Source organism: Bacillus cereus group sp. N14, assembly GCF_016483555.1.
Classification (GTDB): domain Bacteria; phylum Bacillota; class Bacilli; order Bacillales; family Bacillaceae_G; genus Bacillus_A; species Bacillus_A wiedmannii.
In genome coordinates this window covers 88,072-103,012 of record NZ_JAEHBQ010000009.1, presented here as the reverse complement: position 1 = coordinate 103,012, position 14,941 = coordinate 88,072, and the positions used below count along the sequence as shown (strand labels likewise).

Genomic DNA, 14,941 nt, shown 5'->3' with positions numbered 1-14,941 from the left:
TTATGTCACCAAGAATCGGACTTACATTACCGAAAATTGTAGAAACAGCCGCAGAAATTGCAGATGCAAATGGAATACAAGAAGTAACGTTAGCTTCATTAGCGCAAAGGTTAGGGGTACGTTCGCCCTCGCTATATAATCATGTGAAAGGGTTACAAGATGTACGCAAAAATCTTGGTATTTACGGAATACAACAGCTGCATAACAGACTGGAAGAAGCGGCCGGGGGTAAACGTATGGACGAGGCAATTCATGCTTTAGGAGAAGCGTATGTAGCATTCGTACGCAAACATCCTGGATTGTATGAAGCAACCTTTTTACGAGATGAAGAAGTAAGAAAAGCAGGAGACGGAATTGTGAAGCTTTGTCTTCATGTTTTACAACAATACGGCTTAGAAGGAGAGAATGCACTTCATGCGACACGTGGATTCAGAAGTATTTGTCATGGATTTGCGTCGATTGAACAGCAGGGTGGATTTGGTTTGCCGCTAGATTTAGATACAAGTTTACATGTATTATTGGAAACGTTTATTAAAGGACTACATGTAATGAGAGATTGAATAAGAAGCGAGGCAACTAAAAACCTTAGAAGCGAGTCTAAGGTTTTTTTAGTGCATATGATTCCAAAAGAATGGTAGGCTCTTTCTCATTAAATGATATTATTTAGCTGGTTTGAAAAATGTGTATATGGCTAAGGGAAGGCAAACGAAAATAAATGCAATAGGATCTTGATATGGACTAGGCTCAGAGCCCTTCTGGATTTCTGTAAGGAAGTCATGTGTTTTCATGTTCATTGCTCCTTTAACTAATAAGTTTTATATGATGCGAGTGTTATGGTGGATAGAAATTGTTTTTTGAAATTTCATATAATAATCATTGTATAGCAATCTGATTCCTAAAACTATAGAATATAAAGTTTTCATAATATGTAAAATTGCATATTATTCTTTTTGAAAATTTTGTTATATTATCTATATATTTGTATTAAAGGGTTTTTATTAAGGTAATGAAAACAAATGGAGGAATAGTATGAGAAAAACAGTATTAGACGCGTATAATGCAGAAAGAGAAGTAGATAACATAACATATAAAAATCTAGTTGTAACGATTGCAAGCATTCTAGGGTTCTCACTCTTAGGGGGATTATTCCTTGCTTTAGCCCTTGGAATTTTTGGAGAAGAGGTATTACGTGCTCATTTAGAGGGATATTATTTACTTCTATTTGATGCAGCTGTTGTTACTATTGTTTTATTTGCTTATAAACCAGTGCTTCATTTTATTAAGAACATATGGGATGTATCTGTTTTAAAAAATGGGAAAACCTACTTGTATTTATTAATAGGTTTTATCATCATTGAATTAACTCAGTATGTAATGTTAGAGTTGTTTAGCTTTGAAAGTGCAGAGCAGCAACGAGATCAATTAGGGAGCTTAGGACTTCAAAATAGTCTACAAAGTATTATATATGTGTTAAGTGTTGCTATAATTACACCAATTAAAGAAGAAATTTTATATAGAGGTATTTTGTATCGATTTTTTGAAAAGAAATATAGTTTTCTAGTTGGTATCATTATTTCTTCCTTTATCTTTGGGATTCTTCATGGTGGTTTTCCGGTTACGGCAATGATTATGGGGATTGTATTTGCTATGTTATATAAGAAAACACAATCTATTGTACCTAGCATCATTTTACATATTGTATGGAACCTACTTGTGAGTATAAGTATGATTGTTTCTTTATAAAATTGAATGAATATTTAGCATAAAAGATGAATGGCCTAGCTATCCATCTTTTATTTTGTTTATATGTGGGAAAAGTTGATGAATACAATCCAAAAAGAACCAAATACTAATGATGAATGAACAAAGAAAGGCGGGTATGTTATATGCAAAACTTAACAGAGCTTGAAGTAGAAAATTTACGTCATTTGATTGGTGGACACGCAACCATTATTAACAAGTTAGACCAGTATGCACAGGCTTGTACAGATCCACAACTGAAACAAATGTTACAAAAGGATGCGCAAGATGCACGAAATACGAAACAGCAATTAATGACTTTCCTAGGATAGGAGGAAGCGGAAAATGAATGAAAAAGATATGGTAAATGATTATTTAGCAGGGTTAAATGCAAGTTTAACAAGTTATGCAAATTATATTGCTCAGTCTGATAATGAACAGTTACATCAAACGTTAATCCAAATTCGTAATCAAGATGAAATGCGTCAACGTAATATGTATGAATACGCAAAGCAAAAGAGTTATTACAAGCCAGCAGCACCTGCGAATCCAATGATTGTACAGCAATTAAAAGGCCAATTAAGTGCGGAATAATGGGATGAAGAAACGAGCGAATGAAGTCGCTCGTTTTTTTTGTTTTGGGCATGTCAATAAATATATAATAAATATTTTTCCAGTTGTAACAAATATGACGAAAATGGAATATAACAATTCACAAAAAGGACAAAAGTTTGCTCAACATTTCACAAAGTATCCATGGTTTCTATCGTGGGAATCTCTATAATTAGGAGTGTAAAGAACAAAAGAAATAGATTATATGATCAATTAGGAGAGATTGCTATGAAAAGAAATACAAGAAAAATTGCAATTATCGGTACTGGATTAGTTGGATCAAGTTGTGCATATTCCATTGTAAATCAAGGCATTTGCGAAGAACTATTATTAATTGATATAAATCATGAACGTGCAGTTGGGGAAGCAATGGATTTATCACACTGCATTAACTTTACAAATACAAGAACAAAAGTATATGCAGGAAGCTATGAAGACTGCAAAGATATGGACATCGTTATTATTACAGCAGGACCAGCACCAAAACCAGGGCAAAGTCGCTTAGATACTTTAGGAGCGAGTGCGAAGATTATGGAAAGCATTGTTGGCGGCGTAATGGAAAGTGGATTTGATGGTATTTTCTTACTTGCATCGAACCCAGTTGATATTATTACTTATCAGGTGTGGAAATTATCTGGATTACCTAGAAATCGTGTGATCGGTACTGGTACATCACTAGATTCTTCTCGCTTAAGAACAATTTTATCTGAAATGTTACATGTAGATCCTCGTAGTATTCATGGGTATTCTCTAGGAGAACATGGTGATTCTCAAATGGTTGCTTGGTCTCACGTAACTGTTGGTGGAAAGCCAATTCTGCAAATTTTAGAAGAGAAAAAAGACCAATTTGGTGAAATAGACTTAGATGAAATTGTTGAGAAGACTGCAAAAGCAGGATGGGAAATTTATAAACGAAAAGGCACTACTTATTACGGAATCGGAAATTCTCTAGCATATATTGCGAGTTCAATCTTTAACGATGATCACCGTGTAATTGCTGTATCAGCTATTTTAGATGGTGAGTACGGTGAGTATGATATTTGTACAGGAGTGCCAGCTATTATTACTAGAGATGGTATGAAAGAAGTTGTAGAACTAAACTTAACAGAGGATGAAGAATCTCGATTCGCAAAATCAAACGATATTTTACGTGATTATATGAAAACAATTGGTTACTAACTTATAGGAGAAGGTGAAACAAATGAAGGAATATATAATGTCCCGTGTATTTAAAGCATCAGCTGGAATTGCACAAGGTATTTTCGTATCCCTTGGAATTGGTTTACTAATCGAAAATATAGGAAGAATTGTTGATATTCCATTGCTTATTACAATCGGAGTTGTTGCAAAATCACTTATGGCACCAGCCATTGGTGCCGGAATTGCCTTTATGCTCGGTGCAAATGGTCTTGTAATCTTCTCAGCTATGGTAGCTGGAGCGATTGGTGCCGGATCCATTTCAATTACTGAAGCAGGTCTAATTATTAAAACAGGTGAGCCAATCGGTGCATTATTAACAGCGACTTTAGCTGTATATATTGGTAAACGTTTAAGTGGAAAAACTGCGTTAGATATGATGCTCGTTCCATTTGCGGCCATATTAGGTTCTGGTTTAGTTGGTATTTGGTTGTCTCATAATATTACTCCTGTGTTAAATACAGTTGGAGCGTTTATTAAAGATAGCTCAGCTGGTAGCCCGTTTATCGCTTCTATCGTCATTGCAGTCGTTTGGGGACTATTACTTATCTCTCCAGCTTCATCAGCTGCGTTAGCAATCGCACTTAGCTTAGACGGTGTTGCAGGTGGTGCTGCTCTTGCAGGCTGCGTTGCTCAGTTTATCGGATTCTCTGTAATCTCAGCGAAAGAAAATAATTTAGGCGGCATATTAGCTCAAGCGCTTTGTACTCCGAAAGTACAGTTGCCAAATATCACTAAAAATCCAATGATTCTCGTCCCAACTGTCGTCGCCAGTGCTATAGTTGGTCCAGTATCCGCATTAATTTTCCAACTAGAAGCAGGAAAAGAAATTGCAGGTCTTGGATTAAGTTCTCTTATCGCACCAATTAATTTAATTTCTAGCGAAGGATGGGAAGTTGTCCCAGCGATGGTAATCACTTATATCATCATTCCAGTAGCTGTTTCTTATATACTTTACATTGCCCTTAAAAAAGCAGGGCGTATTCACTCTGGTGATATGACTGTACCGCAATCTTAAATTGAAAATCTCCTTTTATATATAGAAAAGCAGACTGGAAGCCACAGTCTGCTTTTTACATTTTGTGATTTTGTTTTACTGGAACACGTACAGTTTCTTTTGCTAATAAAAGCTGAACGCCGAAGTAAAGTATGCTTGCAAGCGTCATTCCAGAAATGGCGTCTACAAATGCGTGTTGCTTCGTAAATAGCGTGGATAAAATAATAAGCGTACCGAAGAAGGTAAGAATGTAATATTCAAAAGCATGTTGTTCTCTACGTTTAAAGGCAGCTAGCATAATCACAAAGGTAGTAAGAACGTGAATGCTAGGGAAACAGTTTACCGGTTGATCGATACTATAAATATAGCGGACTAGTTCGGAAAATACGTCTGATCCAACGACTGTTGGACGTGGTACAGTTGTCTGCCAAAAATAATAAATAGAAAAACAAGCCAGTTTTCCAAGAATAACACTACTTAAAGTGGCATAATATTGCTTTCGATCTGCAAAGCAGTAATAAATAAGTGCGCCGTATAAGTAAGGAAACCAAAGTAAATAAGGAATAATAAATGCTTTCACAAATGGAATCCAATCATCTACTACAGTTGTGACATCTACTGCGTGAACAGCCGATTTATTTAATACATCGTAAAGGGGACTTACGAGTACGAGTAGAAGTATATAACTTAACGGAAGAAAAGATGAAAGTTTAAATTTCTTCATGATAATCTCCTATGTTTAGTAATGTAAGTAAATTCAATTGATTATAATATAGAAACGTCATTTGAGCTATCGATTTTACTTACATTTTCTTGAATTAACCTTACGTTTTCGTCACTTGACTTAAAAGAAGGGGAGGGTGCTAAATGAAGCGTTTATCGTATTTCTTATTTTTTATATTGATATGCCTAGTGAGTGCTGGGTGTGCAAAGGATAAAGAAGGAGAGAAATTAGAATATAACGGAAGAGCACTCGTAATTGGAGTTATTGGAGAAAAGCCGAAAGATACGTTTAGGAATATAAAGTTTGAGGAAATGAAGTTAGAGGAACTGGAAAAGAAATCCAAGGAAGTAGATGGTTTTCTTGTCATGAAAAATCACTTTCAAGAAGCCTCAACAGAGCAGTATAAAGATGTATTTTCATCGCTAAAGAAACCAGTGTTTTTTATCGGTTTGCAAGATAAATCATATTCAACGTTTATTACAAAAGGGATAGAGTATAACAGTGCACGAAAAGATGTAAATGCTATGTATACGCAAGGGTTTGCAAATATCGGAAGTGGTGAAGGACAACAATGGGCAGTTGGTTTATCTAATGGCGGAAATACAGAAGAAAGTATTCATAATATGTATATTGTCGTATTTCAAACCATCGCAGATTATTTGAATAGATGATGAAGGAGCCTGTATAAGAGGCTTCTTATTTTTTATGCAGAAGCACAGATAAAAATATGATTGAGAAGTTCAAGCAAGCTTTACAACGTATGCGAGATGTAATGATACTGATTTATAATTTTATATCAGCTATTGCGGATTTTATTATAAAGTTTTAATGAAGTGCATCCAGTATTAGTTCGTTTTATCAAGGGGTGATAATGTTAGTTCCACATCTCCCTTTGCGATTAGTATTGGTTTGTAGGCAGGTATGCAAGCAGTTTTAGCTTTATTATGGCCAATAATCGTTCCTGTTGAGATTGGACTTGCGGTTATGAGTGGCTACGGTATGGTTAGTGGCGTCTGCTTGAGCAGGAATTGCCGTAGGATATTCATATGCATATAAACATGTTTATTTATATACTCGTTTACTCTTTCTATATCTCACTACATCATAACGACTATGCCATAGTTATATAATGGGTTTCTGTTAAAAATTAGTATTAAATATCTTAATTGAAGTGCACTGCATTTCTACCCATTCATTTGCTATATCTTGCTCGATTCCTTCTACATCAATTAGTATTATACTATCGTAGATATTTAGTGTTGCTAAGCTATCCTCACCGTTATAATCTAGCTTAGCAATTACTTTAAAGCCTTTACTATTCTGAATTATTGCATTTGCATTTTTATCTGAAAAAGTTATATTTGTATTCCATATAAATTCATTATCTATATGTATTTCTACATTATAGTTTTCGTGTTTTTCTGGTTTATCGCCATCCCACTCAGCGATAAATTGATTGCTATCTACTTGAACTAAAACTTTATATCCATCTAATAATTTGTCTGATATATCCACTATTTTAATATTCATTGCTTATTACTCCTTTTTATTTTTTATATGATACTCTAACAAGGGGATTGTCAACATTCATCATGTTATTTACTTGGTCATAGGTCCATTTTTCTTTATGAAAGAAAAAATGTAAATAAGAGGATAAGGGGGAATGATGTTGAAAACTATTAAAAATACATTATTATTTGTTCTATGTTTGGTAGTTCTTAGTGGTTGTTTTACAAGAGAAGGAACGATTGTTGGTGGTAAGGTTCATGGTTCTTCAGATAGCGTATCTGGTAGTATATCTGGGGACTATAGGAAATTTACTGGATATGCAACTCAAGATAGGAAAGTTAAAAAAGGGGAGAATTGGATCTTTTCTTTTACTGATAAAACTAAACAAGGAACCATAAAGGCTTATGTTTTAGATTCAAATGATAATACAATATTGGAAGTTACTAGTGGAAACAATAAAAATAATATTAAAGTGTCTAAAGATGATACATATAAAGTTAAAATTATAACAGAAGAACATGGTGGAGAATTTGAAATATCATGGAAAAAAGAAAAGTAGTTAAGTTAATGAGTATCGGGCTATTATTATGTTCTTAGGATTCGGATATTTTCCAAAGAGATGGGGAAAAAGGAAAGTTTCAGAAAAGTTTCTGCAAGCAAAATTTGCTGATGAAGGAAAAGGGATTTTGATTATTACTTATGCTATAGATTTATATGTAATATCTATTCCTTTAAAAGTAAAGAAATATAATTCACTTTAATTTCTATTGAATATAGAAGTGATTATGCTATGAAAGTCATGTTTATTCATGGCTTTTCTTTGTAGTAATTTCTTAATTATGAGCTCAATAGTATCCATCCGTTGTAGTGTTATGCGGTGGGTTATTCATTAGGGTTAGTAGCCAGGAACAGGGATTTCCCCGTATTTCAAGGGCTGGGATTGACTATACAGTGGTTCAAATAATTTCGTTATTTATGCGATTATTTGTTGGGGTTGCTAAAGCCATTTTGTCCTACAATTGTAGGGCTTTTTTATTAACAGTACTTCCTTAATATTCACGAAATATGCATATTGTATTTATTTGGATATTTTGTATGTTAAAATTAAATATAAGGGTTTTTGTATATAGAGAACTGAAAACAGAAATATCCAATGAATTTTGAGAGGTGTTACATGTTTAAAAACAAGAAATTAATTCGGTTTGGTCTAACATTACTTGTATGTTTATTTGTAATTGATTTTACAATCGGTTATTTTCAAGCATATCTTGAATCAGCAGGTATTAAATGGATAATATCAGAAACTTGGAGAACTATTTTGTTAGATGCTCCTGAAGGTATATTGGTTATTTTAGGCGCGATTGCTTTATATGATTTCACAAAAGAAACATCGCCAAAAGACGCATCAATTTAAATGCGTCTTTTTTATTTCATGCAATTAGCAATTTCGTGGATGGTAGTCTTGCTATCAATAATAGGGCATTATGTCATACAATGAAGATGAAGATAATATTAGAAAATTATGGGGATGATTACGTTGAGGAAATTTTTAATTAGTTATGCTGCAAGTCTGCTTACTTTTATTATCATATGGTTCTTAATACCGTATATTTCTGATCCTAGTTATTCTAACGAGAATGGTTTACCTAACATAGTTGGATTTATTGTAATTCTCATCATATTTGGTAGTGTATTAGATCTTGTAGCTTGCCTAATTGGAGAAGTGTTATACAGGAACATAAAACAATGTAGGAAGTTTCGAGTTGGAATTCCTGTATTTATTGGACTATCTCTTATCTATATATTTATACTCTCTCTTTTTACTATTACTAGTGCATATGCTTCTAGTTTAGTTGCACCTATTATTATGGGTTCCTTAGCTTTTTATGTAGTACGTAGAAAAATATAATTAACCTCAGCTAACGATAATGATGTAAATGAGCTAGTGGCGGTTCCGCAAAGATTTTGAATAAATTACGAAAAAGTAGAGAACTATACATTTTTACTTTAATGAAGGATACGTTTACCTTTAGATTGATGATAAAAAAGAAGTACCCTGTCTCTAAGCAAGGGCACTTCTTTTTATATTTCAGTCAGTAATTTGAATTTCATATTCTCAGGAGCAGTTACTTTTGCTTTATTGATGATAGGCTTAATAACTTTTTTATGGGCTCACTACTACGGTCAAAATCGTTAGTTCCTTTTATCTGTAAGCTTTTGTCATTTAAAGTGTTTCCAGGTTTTGTGACTATAGGCTGAAACGGTTAAATAAACGTTTGTTTAAGATGTATGTTCGGTAGGAAGAAACCGATGTAGCTCAAGGGTGAACAGAGAAAAATAGGGAGTTAATCAAACGTTTGTTTAAGATATATGTTCGGTAGGAAGAAACCGATGTAGCTAAAAGAGTGAACAAAGAAAAATAGGGAGTTAATCAAACGTTTGTTTAACATATATGTTTGATACAGAATGAGAGAAAAATCTAAAAAATTATATATTTATTTTTTTCTTAACAAATGGCGGAAAAATAAGAAAAAATTGCAGGATTATTAAAAATTATCACGAAATAAGTAAAAGTTTAGCGAATAATCGTTTGAAATAATAAAACGTTTTCTATATGATAAAGGTAAAGGTTAGTAAAAAAGTAGGTGAATTTATGACAGTAACATTTTATTCATATCCAAAGTGTGGCACATGTCAAAAAGCAAAGAAATGGTTTGAGGCAAACGATGTAGCATATGAGATGATTCATATTGTTGAAAATCCACCATCAAAAGAAGATTTACGTAATTTACATGAAAAAAGTGAATTACCATTAAAAAAATTCTTTAATACAAGTGGAATGCGTTACCGCGAACTTGGTCTGAAAGATAAGTTAAAGGATGCAAGTGAAGACGAAATGTACGAACTTTTAGCATCTGATGGCATGTTGATTAAACGTCCAATCGTAACAAATGGAACGAATGTAACACTTGGTTTTAACGAAGAGCAGTTTGAAAGTGTGTGGAAAAAGTACCAATAAGGTATTTTTACATAATTAATACATTCACTGGAGGTACAGTCATGAGCATTCCAAATAATTTACGTTACTCTGAAGAACACGAATGGGTAAAAACTGAAGGTAATGAAGTTGTTATCGGTATTACTCACTTTGCACAAGGTGAGCTAGGCGATATCGTATTCGTTGAACTTCCTGAAGTAGGTGCAACAATCGAAGCTGACGAGCCATTCGGAAGCGTAGAATCTGTTAAAACAGTTTCTGAGTTATACGCACCTGTAAGTGGTAAAGTTGTAGCAGTAAACGAAGAATTAAGTGACCAACCAGAACTTGTTAACGAATCTCCATACGAGGGTGCATGGATGGTTAAAGTTGAACTTTCTGATGCAAGCCAAGTTGAGAAGTTATTAACTGCAGAAAAATATGCAGAAATGACAAACCAAGACTAATTATAGTCGACTAAAGGACAGCCTTTGTGCTGTCCTTTTTTATTTTGTGTAAAATAATGAACGTAGAATCATATACTAATTATCGTGTAGGAGAACGTTTTTTGAAAAAACGATTTCGTTTAATTTTTTATTGTCCAGCTCCAGCGGCTAAATTGTTCGGTGGCTTCGATTCTTCCTACAAGGCAAAAAGCGCCTTTACGTCAGAAGCTCCATCCCCCTCACAATCTGAACGAGCCGCTTGCGCTTTTCATTATGATCCAGCTCCAGCGGCTAGAACAGTCGGTCATTTTACTCTTTCACTTGAGGTAAAAAGCGCCTCTAGTTCAGGCGTTCCAATGCCCTCTTGTTCTAAGCAAGCCGCTTGCGCTTTTCTTTTGCAAAAATAAACAGGAAACAACATGAAAATAACGAATATACTATATACTAAGTTAAAGGTTGTATAGTATATGGTGATCGGGTGATGACATATGATTTATGTAGAAAAAGTCATTATTGTAGAAGGTAAATCAGATAGAAGAAAGATTGAATCTATTATTCGTGAACCGGTGGAAATTGTTTGTACAAATGGTACAATTGGTTTATCGAAAATGGATGAGCTCATTGATCAGTTTTTTGATAAGGAAGTGTATGTACTAGTGGATGCTGATGATGCTGGAGAAAAGTTAAGGAAGCAATTTCGAAAAGAATTTCCGCAAGCAGAGCATATTTATATTGATCGCTCGTACCGAGAAGTGGCAACTGCGCCATCTTCACACTTAGCAAATGTATTATGGGGAGCTGACATTGACGTCTATACAGAATATTTACGGTAAGGAATGATAGAAGTGATTGACTGGACAGGAGCCGAAGCAACAGCCCTAATAGAGAATGAAGAAAAAACAGTGTTATATGTATATACTCCAATGTGTGGAACATGCCAATTAGCAAAAAAGATGTTAACAGTCGTTGAGCTGACAATTGAAGACTTGAAAATTGGAATGTTAGATTTAAATTATGCTCCGCATTTAGCGAAAGAGTATGGAATCGAAAGTGTACCGTGTTTACTTGTTTTTGAAAATGGGACACTCATGAAGAAGATATATGCATTTCATTCGGTTGAATATTTATATACGGAATTAAAGTAGGCGGCAAAGTTTTTGCCGCCTCGACATATTTCTCGGGAAATATGTCGAGATGCAGGGTGGTTACAGTATTTGTCGAGCGAAAGTAACAGGATTGTTCTTTAGTGAGAGGGAATGGTATGTGTAATAGAAAGTGATATGAAGGATGTGATTTAGGGTGAAATTATATTCTTTGCTGCAATCATTTGTAAATTACGCTAATGGTCAATATCATTTAGAGCCGCTTTTAAGACAAGGAGAAAAAACTGTTAATTTCCGCTTTGGAGATGAAAGTTGTTCGTTACAAATTTCAAGAGATTATATAGAGCTGCTACATGAGGAAAGAGGAACAGAGCAAATCGTTTGTGTAGATGAGGAAGATGTACAACAATTGGTGAACGGAAATGTACGATTGCAAATGCTAATGAACGATGGACGTGTACAATATTCGGGAACGTATCGAACGATGCTACTAGTTGAATCGATGTTCCATATATGTAAACCGATGTCAGTAGGCGCTTAAAATTCTGAAGTTTCATTTTTTGCGAAAATTTCTGTTGACATGGTGTGTGGATATTGATACAATTCAATTCATAAAATATAGACAATTTCATAAATTACAAATCAGACGAAAATGTAATCTGATTTCTCTTATCAAGAGAGGTGGAGGGACTGTGCCCTGTGAAGCCCGGCAACCGTCAACTTATGTTGAAATGGTGCCAATTCCTGCAAAGCAAATGCTTTGAGAGATGAGAGAGAGGGATAATGTTGTTATATACGCATATAAACCTTTCTGCTTCTCTAAAGCGGAAAGGTTTTTTTATTGTTTGAATGTGGAGGACATTCAAATAATAAAAGTAATGATAACGGTGGACTACACGCATTAAAAATAAAAAATTGCGGAGTCGACCAAAAATCTAGCTTCAGCGGCTAGAACAGTCGGTCGTTTCATCCCTTCCTATGAGGCAAAAAGCGCCTCTACGTCAGGGATTCGGGCGTCCTCTTGTTCTAAACGAGCCGCTTGCGCTTTTTAAACAAAAAAAGGGGTGAACATCATGATCTTGTTAGAAAATGTAAAGAAAATATATAAAGCAAAAAGCGGTGATGTCACTGCTGTAGATAATGCCAATTTAAAAATAGACAAAGGTGAAATATTTGGTGTGATCGGATATAGTGGCGCTGGGAAAAGTTCTTTAATCAGATTATTCAATCAGTTAGAGAAACCAACTTCTGGCCAAATTACAATTGCAAATCGTGTGATTTCAGCAATTACAGGGAGTGAACTTCGTAAGGCAAGGCAAGAAATCGGAATGATTTTTCAGCACTTCAACTTACTTTGGTCACGAACTGTACGCGAAAATATCGAGTTCCCACTTGAAATTGCAGGTGTTGATAAGGCGAAGAGAAGAAAACGAGTGGATGAGTTAATTCATCTTGTTGGATTAGAAGGAAGAGGAGACGCGTATCCATCTCAGCTGAGCGGAGGACAAAAGCAACGCGTTGGTATTGCAAGAGCATTAGCTAACAATCCACAAGTGCTTTTATGTGATGAAGCGACATCAGCTCTTGATCCAGAAACGACAGATCAAATTTTAGATTTATTATTAGATATTAATAAGCGTCTCGGTTTAACAATTGTACTCATTACACACGAGATGCACGTGATTCGAAAGATTTGTAATCGAGTGGCGGTAATGGAGAAAGGGAAAATTGTAGAAACGGGTCCAGTACTTGATGTATTCCGCAATCCGCAGAAAGACATTACAAAGCGATTTGTACAGCAGTTAACGGATTCTGAAGATACAAATGAAACGATTGAAAGTTTAATTGAAAAGTATCCAGATGGTAAAGTAATTCGTTTGCAGTTTATCGGTGAAGCTGTAGAAAGACCAGTACTTCAAAGATTAATGCAACGCAGTGATATAGAAGTTAGCATTTTGCAAGGAAACATCGCACAAACGAATAACGGCTCTTACGGTAGTTTAGTTGTTCATTTAAATGGTGAGGAAACAGCGATTCAGCAAGCAATAGAGGGAATACATCAAGATCAAGTAGAGCTGGAGGTGATTGCACATGGATAAGTTAATCGCAAATGTTGATTGGAATCAAATGTTAGAAGCAACTGGTGAAACGTTATATATGACGGCAATCGCAGCTCTTGCCACATTTGTATTAGGACTAATTTTAGGATTGTTACTCTTTATGACAGCGAAAGATAATTTATGGGAAAACAAAGCGGTTAACACGGGGATTGGAGCGTTCGTAAACATTTTCCGCTCGATACCGTTCATCATTTTAATCATTTTATTAATCCCATTCACAAAGATTCTGCTTGGAACAATTCTTGGAGCGAGTGCAGCACTTCCAGCTTTAATTATTGGAGCGGCACCATTTTACGCGAGAATGGTTGAAATTGCGCTTCGTGAAATTGATAAAGGTGTAATTGAAGCTTCGAAAGCAATGGGAGCAAAAACAAGCACAATTATTTTGAAAGTGTTAATTCCAGAATCGTTACCAGCATTAGTATCTGGTATTACGGTTACGACAATTGCTTTAGTAGGCTATACAGCGATGGCGGGAGTTGTTGGTGCTGGTGGCCTTGGAACACTTGCTTATTTAGAAGGATTCCAGCGAGGAAATAACGATGTAACAATCGTTGCGACAATTTGTGTATTACTAGTTGTATTTTTCATTCAGTGGATTGGTGATAGTGTAACGACTCGAATAGATAAACGATAATAAAAAACGGGAGGATGTTTCAAATGAAAAAATTATTACTTACAGCGCTTATTTCAACTTCAATTTTTGGGTTAGCTGCTTGTGGCGGGAAAGATAAAGATGAAAAAAAACTAGTTGTGGGGGCTTCTAACGTACCGCACGCTGAAATTTTAGAAAAGGCAAAACCGTTACTTGAGAAAAAAGGAATTGAATTAGAAGTGAAAAAGTTCCAAGATTACGTGTTGCCAAATAAATCGTTAGCGGATAAGGATTTAGATGCAAACTACTTCCAGCACATTCCGTATTTAGAAAAAGAAATTAAAGATAAAAAATATGATTTTGAAGTAGCAGGAAAAATTCATTTAGAGCCAATTGGTGTATATTCTCAAAAATATAAGAGCTTAAAAGAGCTTCCAGACGGTGCAACAATTATTATGAGTAATTCTGTTGCTGACCATGGACGTGGTTTAGCAATTTTACAAAAAGAAGGCATTTTAAAAATTAAAGACGGAGTAGATCCAGTTAAAGCAACTCCAAAAGATATTGCAGATAATCCGAAAAACTTAAAGTTTAAAACGGATATCGAGCCTGGTTTATTACCACAAGTGTATAACAATAAAGAAGGCGACGCTGTTTTAATTAACTCGAACTATGCAATTGATGCGAAGTTAAATCCAGAAAAAGATGCAATTGCCATTGAAGGAAATGATTCACCGTATGCAAACATAGTAGCTGTTCGTAAAGGTGATAAAGATAAGAAAGAGATTAAAGCTCTTGTAGAAGTATTACACTCTAAAGAAATTGAAGACTTTATTAATAAAGAATATAAAGGAGCGGTTGTTCCTGTAAAAGAATAATTGCTGAAAAAGGGCTGGTGTATGCCGGCTCTTTTTTCTAACT

Annotated in this window: 21 protein-coding genes and 1 riboswitch; of the genes, 19 read left to right on the top strand and 2 right to left on the bottom strand. The window is 34.8% G+C overall.

Annotated elements, in window-relative coordinates; translation table 11 throughout:
- Positions 1-2 precede the first annotated feature (2 nt).
- The 6 genes from JDS82_RS15020 to JDS82_RS14995 all read left to right on the top strand — a co-directional run bounded on the left by JDS82_RS15020 (position 3) and on the right by JDS82_RS14995 (position 4,567).
- Positions 3-560, top strand: a complete 558-nt coding sequence (locus JDS82_RS15020) for a TetR/AcrR family transcriptional regulator (protein ID WP_199713519.1) — start codon at positions 3-5, stop codon at positions 558-560.
- Positions 561-1,029: 469 nt separating this feature from the next.
- Positions 1,030-1,743: a CPBP family intramembrane glutamic endopeptidase gene (locus JDS82_RS15015; RefSeq protein ID WP_199713518.1), complete on the top strand. Its 714-nt coding sequence runs from the start codon at positions 1,030-1,032 to the stop codon at positions 1,741-1,743.
- Positions 1,744-1,886: 143 nt separating this feature from the next.
- Positions 1,887-2,072, top strand: coding sequence for a hypothetical protein (locus tag JDS82_RS15010; protein WP_001180550.1), 186 nt, complete (start codon positions 1,887-1,889; stop codon positions 2,070-2,072).
- A 13-nt stretch (positions 2,073-2,085) separates the two neighbouring features.
- Positions 2,086-2,334 (top strand): spore coat protein, encoded by a 249-nt coding sequence (locus JDS82_RS15005; protein ID WP_001002985.1) that lies wholly within the window; start codon positions 2,086-2,088, stop codon positions 2,332-2,334.
- Positions 2,335-2,580: 246 nt separating this feature from the next.
- Positions 2,581-3,531, top strand: coding sequence for an L-lactate dehydrogenase (locus JDS82_RS15000; protein WP_048566625.1), 951 nt, complete (start codon positions 2,581-2,583; stop codon positions 3,529-3,531).
- A gap of 22 nt (positions 3,532-3,553) precedes the next feature.
- Positions 3,554-4,567 (top strand): PTS sugar transporter subunit IIC, encoded by a 1,014-nt coding sequence (locus tag JDS82_RS14995; protein WP_000666176.1) that lies wholly within the window; start codon positions 3,554-3,556, stop codon positions 4,565-4,567.
- Between the two features lie 55 nt (positions 4,568-4,622).
- On the opposite strand, the gene JDS82_RS14990 is transcribed toward JDS82_RS14995, so the two are convergent.
- Positions 4,623-5,270, bottom strand: a complete 648-nt coding sequence (locus JDS82_RS14990) for a phosphatase PAP2 family protein (RefSeq protein ID WP_000713746.1) — start codon at positions 5,268-5,270, stop codon at positions 4,623-4,625.
- Positions 5,271-5,413: 143 nt separating this feature from the next.
- On the opposite strand from JDS82_RS14990, the gene JDS82_RS14985 reads away from it, so the two are divergent.
- Positions 5,414-5,941, top strand: a complete 528-nt coding sequence (locus JDS82_RS14985; RefSeq protein WP_199713517.1) for a hypothetical protein — start codon at positions 5,414-5,416, stop codon at positions 5,939-5,941.
- A 469-nt stretch (positions 5,942-6,410) separates the two neighbouring features.
- On the opposite strand, the gene JDS82_RS14980 is transcribed toward JDS82_RS14985, so the two are convergent.
- Positions 6,411-6,800 carry a hypothetical protein gene (locus JDS82_RS14980; protein ID WP_199713516.1) on the bottom strand — a complete coding sequence of 130 codons (390 nt, stop codon included), beginning with the start codon at positions 6,798-6,800 and terminating at the stop codon, positions 6,411-6,413.
- A gap of 136 nt (positions 6,801-6,936) precedes the next feature.
- Between JDS82_RS14980 and JDS82_RS14975 the strand changes: the two genes are divergently transcribed.
- The 12 genes from JDS82_RS14975 (at position 6,937) to metQ (ending at position 14,898) form a co-directional block, all read left to right on the top strand.
- Positions 6,937-7,338 (top strand): hypothetical protein, encoded by a 402-nt coding sequence (locus JDS82_RS14975; protein ID WP_000920744.1) that lies wholly within the window; start codon positions 6,937-6,939, stop codon positions 7,336-7,338.
- 615 nt (positions 7,339-7,953) lie between these two features.
- Positions 7,954-8,193, top strand: coding sequence for a DUF3937 family protein (locus JDS82_RS14970; protein ID WP_000475827.1), 240 nt, complete (start codon positions 7,954-7,956; stop codon positions 8,191-8,193).
- 123 nt (positions 8,194-8,316) lie between these two features.
- Positions 8,317-8,688, top strand: coding sequence for a hypothetical protein (locus tag JDS82_RS14965; protein ID WP_001224770.1), 372 nt, complete (start codon positions 8,317-8,319; stop codon positions 8,686-8,688).
- Positions 8,689-9,432: 744 nt separating this feature from the next.
- Positions 9,433-9,798, top strand: coding sequence for an arsenate reductase family protein (locus tag JDS82_RS14960; protein ID WP_000218969.1), 366 nt, complete (start codon positions 9,433-9,435; stop codon positions 9,796-9,798).
- Between the two features lie 41 nt (positions 9,799-9,839).
- Positions 9,840-10,223 (top strand): glycine cleavage system protein GcvH, encoded by a 384-nt coding sequence (gcvH, locus tag JDS82_RS14955; RefSeq protein ID WP_000026896.1) that lies wholly within the window; start codon positions 9,840-9,842, stop codon positions 10,221-10,223.
- A 56-nt stretch (positions 10,224-10,279) separates the two neighbouring features.
- The gene (locus tag JDS82_RS14950) at positions 10,280-10,609 is read left to right on the top strand and encodes a hypothetical protein (RefSeq protein WP_171842392.1); all 330 of its coding nucleotides are present in this window, start codon (positions 10,280-10,282) and stop codon (positions 10,607-10,609) included.
- An 81-nt stretch (positions 10,610-10,690) separates the two neighbouring features.
- Entirely contained in the window at positions 10,691-11,035 is a 345-nt protein-coding gene (locus JDS82_RS14945; protein ID WP_000640866.1) for a toprim domain-containing protein, read from the top strand.
- Positions 11,036-11,038: 3 nt separating this feature from the next.
- A complete protein-coding gene (locus tag JDS82_RS14940; protein ID WP_081257791.1) occupies positions 11,039-11,347 on the top strand; it encodes a thioredoxin family protein in 309 nt (102 codons plus the stop codon).
- 154 nt (positions 11,348-11,501) lie between these two features.
- Positions 11,502-11,846, top strand: coding sequence for a hypothetical protein (locus tag JDS82_RS14935; protein WP_199713515.1), 345 nt, complete (start codon positions 11,502-11,504; stop codon positions 11,844-11,846).
- A gap of 125 nt (positions 11,847-11,971) precedes the next feature.
- Positions 11,972-12,079, top strand: a riboswitch (SAM riboswitch).
- Positions 12,080-12,378: 299 nt separating this feature from the next.
- Positions 12,379-13,404, top strand: coding sequence for a methionine ABC transporter ATP-binding protein (locus tag JDS82_RS14930; protein ID WP_000601755.1), 1,026 nt, complete (start codon positions 12,379-12,381; stop codon positions 13,402-13,404).
- A complete protein-coding gene (locus tag JDS82_RS14925) occupies positions 13,397-14,062 on the top strand; it encodes a methionine ABC transporter permease (RefSeq protein ID WP_142287541.1) in 666 nt (221 codons plus the stop codon). Before JDS82_RS14930 ends, JDS82_RS14925 begins: the two co-directional genes overlap by 8 nt.
- A gap of 23 nt (positions 14,063-14,085) precedes the next feature.
- Positions 14,086-14,898, top strand: a complete 813-nt coding sequence (gene metQ, locus JDS82_RS14920) for a methionine ABC transporter substrate-binding lipoprotein MetQ (RefSeq protein ID WP_048561672.1) — start codon at positions 14,086-14,088, stop codon at positions 14,896-14,898.
- The last annotated feature ends 43 nt before the right edge of the window (positions 14,899-14,941 follow it).

What these genes read in the sequence shown, in the direction of transcription:
- gcvH (WP_000026896.1), top strand. Translation starts at nt 9,840, where the DNA reads ATGAGCATTCCAAATAATTTACGTTACTCTGAAGAACACGAATGGGTA.
- JDS82_RS14930 (WP_000601755.1), top strand. Translation starts at nt 12,379, where the DNA reads ATGATCTTGTTAGAAAATGTAAAGAAAATATATAAAGCAAAAAGCGGT.
- JDS82_RS15005 (WP_001002985.1), top strand. Translation starts at nt 2,086, where the DNA reads ATGAATGAAAAAGATATGGTAAATGATTATTTAGCAGGGTTAAATGCA.
- JDS82_RS15015 (WP_199713518.1), top strand. Translation starts at nt 1,030, where the DNA reads ATGAGAAAAACAGTATTAGACGCGTATAATGCAGAAAGAGAAGTAGAT.
- JDS82_RS14995 (WP_000666176.1), top strand. Translation starts at nt 3,554, where the DNA reads ATGAAGGAATATATAATGTCCCGTGTATTTAAAGCATCAGCTGGAATT.
- JDS82_RS14950 (WP_171842392.1), top strand. Translation starts at nt 10,280, where the DNA reads ATGAACGTAGAATCATATACTAATTATCGTGTAGGAGAACGTTTTTTG.
- JDS82_RS14980 (WP_199713516.1), bottom strand. Translation starts at nt 6,800, where the DNA reads ATGAATATTAAAATAGTGGATATATCAGACAAATTATTAGATGGATAT.
- JDS82_RS14970 (WP_000475827.1), top strand. Translation starts at nt 7,954, where the DNA reads ATGTTTAAAAACAAGAAATTAATTCGGTTTGGTCTAACATTACTTGTA.
- JDS82_RS15010 (WP_001180550.1), top strand. Translation starts at nt 1,887, where the DNA reads ATGCAAAACTTAACAGAGCTTGAAGTAGAAAATTTACGTCATTTGATT.
- JDS82_RS14990 (WP_000713746.1), bottom strand. Translation starts at nt 5,270, where the DNA reads ATGAAGAAATTTAAACTTTCATCTTTTCTTCCGTTAAGTTATATACTT.
- JDS82_RS15020 (WP_199713519.1), top strand. Translation starts at nt 3, where the DNA reads ATGTCACCAAGAATCGGACTTACATTACCGAAAATTGTAGAAACAGCC.
- JDS82_RS14960 (WP_000218969.1), top strand. Translation starts at nt 9,433, where the DNA reads ATGACAGTAACATTTTATTCATATCCAAAGTGTGGCACATGTCAAAAA.
- JDS82_RS15000 (WP_048566625.1), top strand. Translation starts at nt 2,581, where the DNA reads ATGAAAAGAAATACAAGAAAAATTGCAATTATCGGTACTGGATTAGTT.
- JDS82_RS14940 (WP_081257791.1), top strand. Translation starts at nt 11,039, where the DNA reads ATGATAGAAGTGATTGACTGGACAGGAGCCGAAGCAACAGCCCTAATA.
- metQ (WP_048561672.1), top strand. Translation starts at nt 14,086, where the DNA reads ATGAAAAAATTATTACTTACAGCGCTTATTTCAACTTCAATTTTTGGG.
- JDS82_RS14985 (WP_199713517.1), top strand. Translation starts at nt 5,414, where the DNA reads ATGAAGCGTTTATCGTATTTCTTATTTTTTATATTGATATGCCTAGTG.
- JDS82_RS14925 (WP_142287541.1), top strand. Translation starts at nt 13,397, where the DNA reads ATGGATAAGTTAATCGCAAATGTTGATTGGAATCAAATGTTAGAAGCA.
- JDS82_RS14945 (WP_000640866.1), top strand. Translation starts at nt 10,691, where the DNA reads ATGATTTATGTAGAAAAAGTCATTATTGTAGAAGGTAAATCAGATAGA.
- JDS82_RS14975 (WP_000920744.1), top strand. Translation starts at nt 6,937, where the DNA reads ATGTTGAAAACTATTAAAAATACATTATTATTTGTTCTATGTTTGGTA.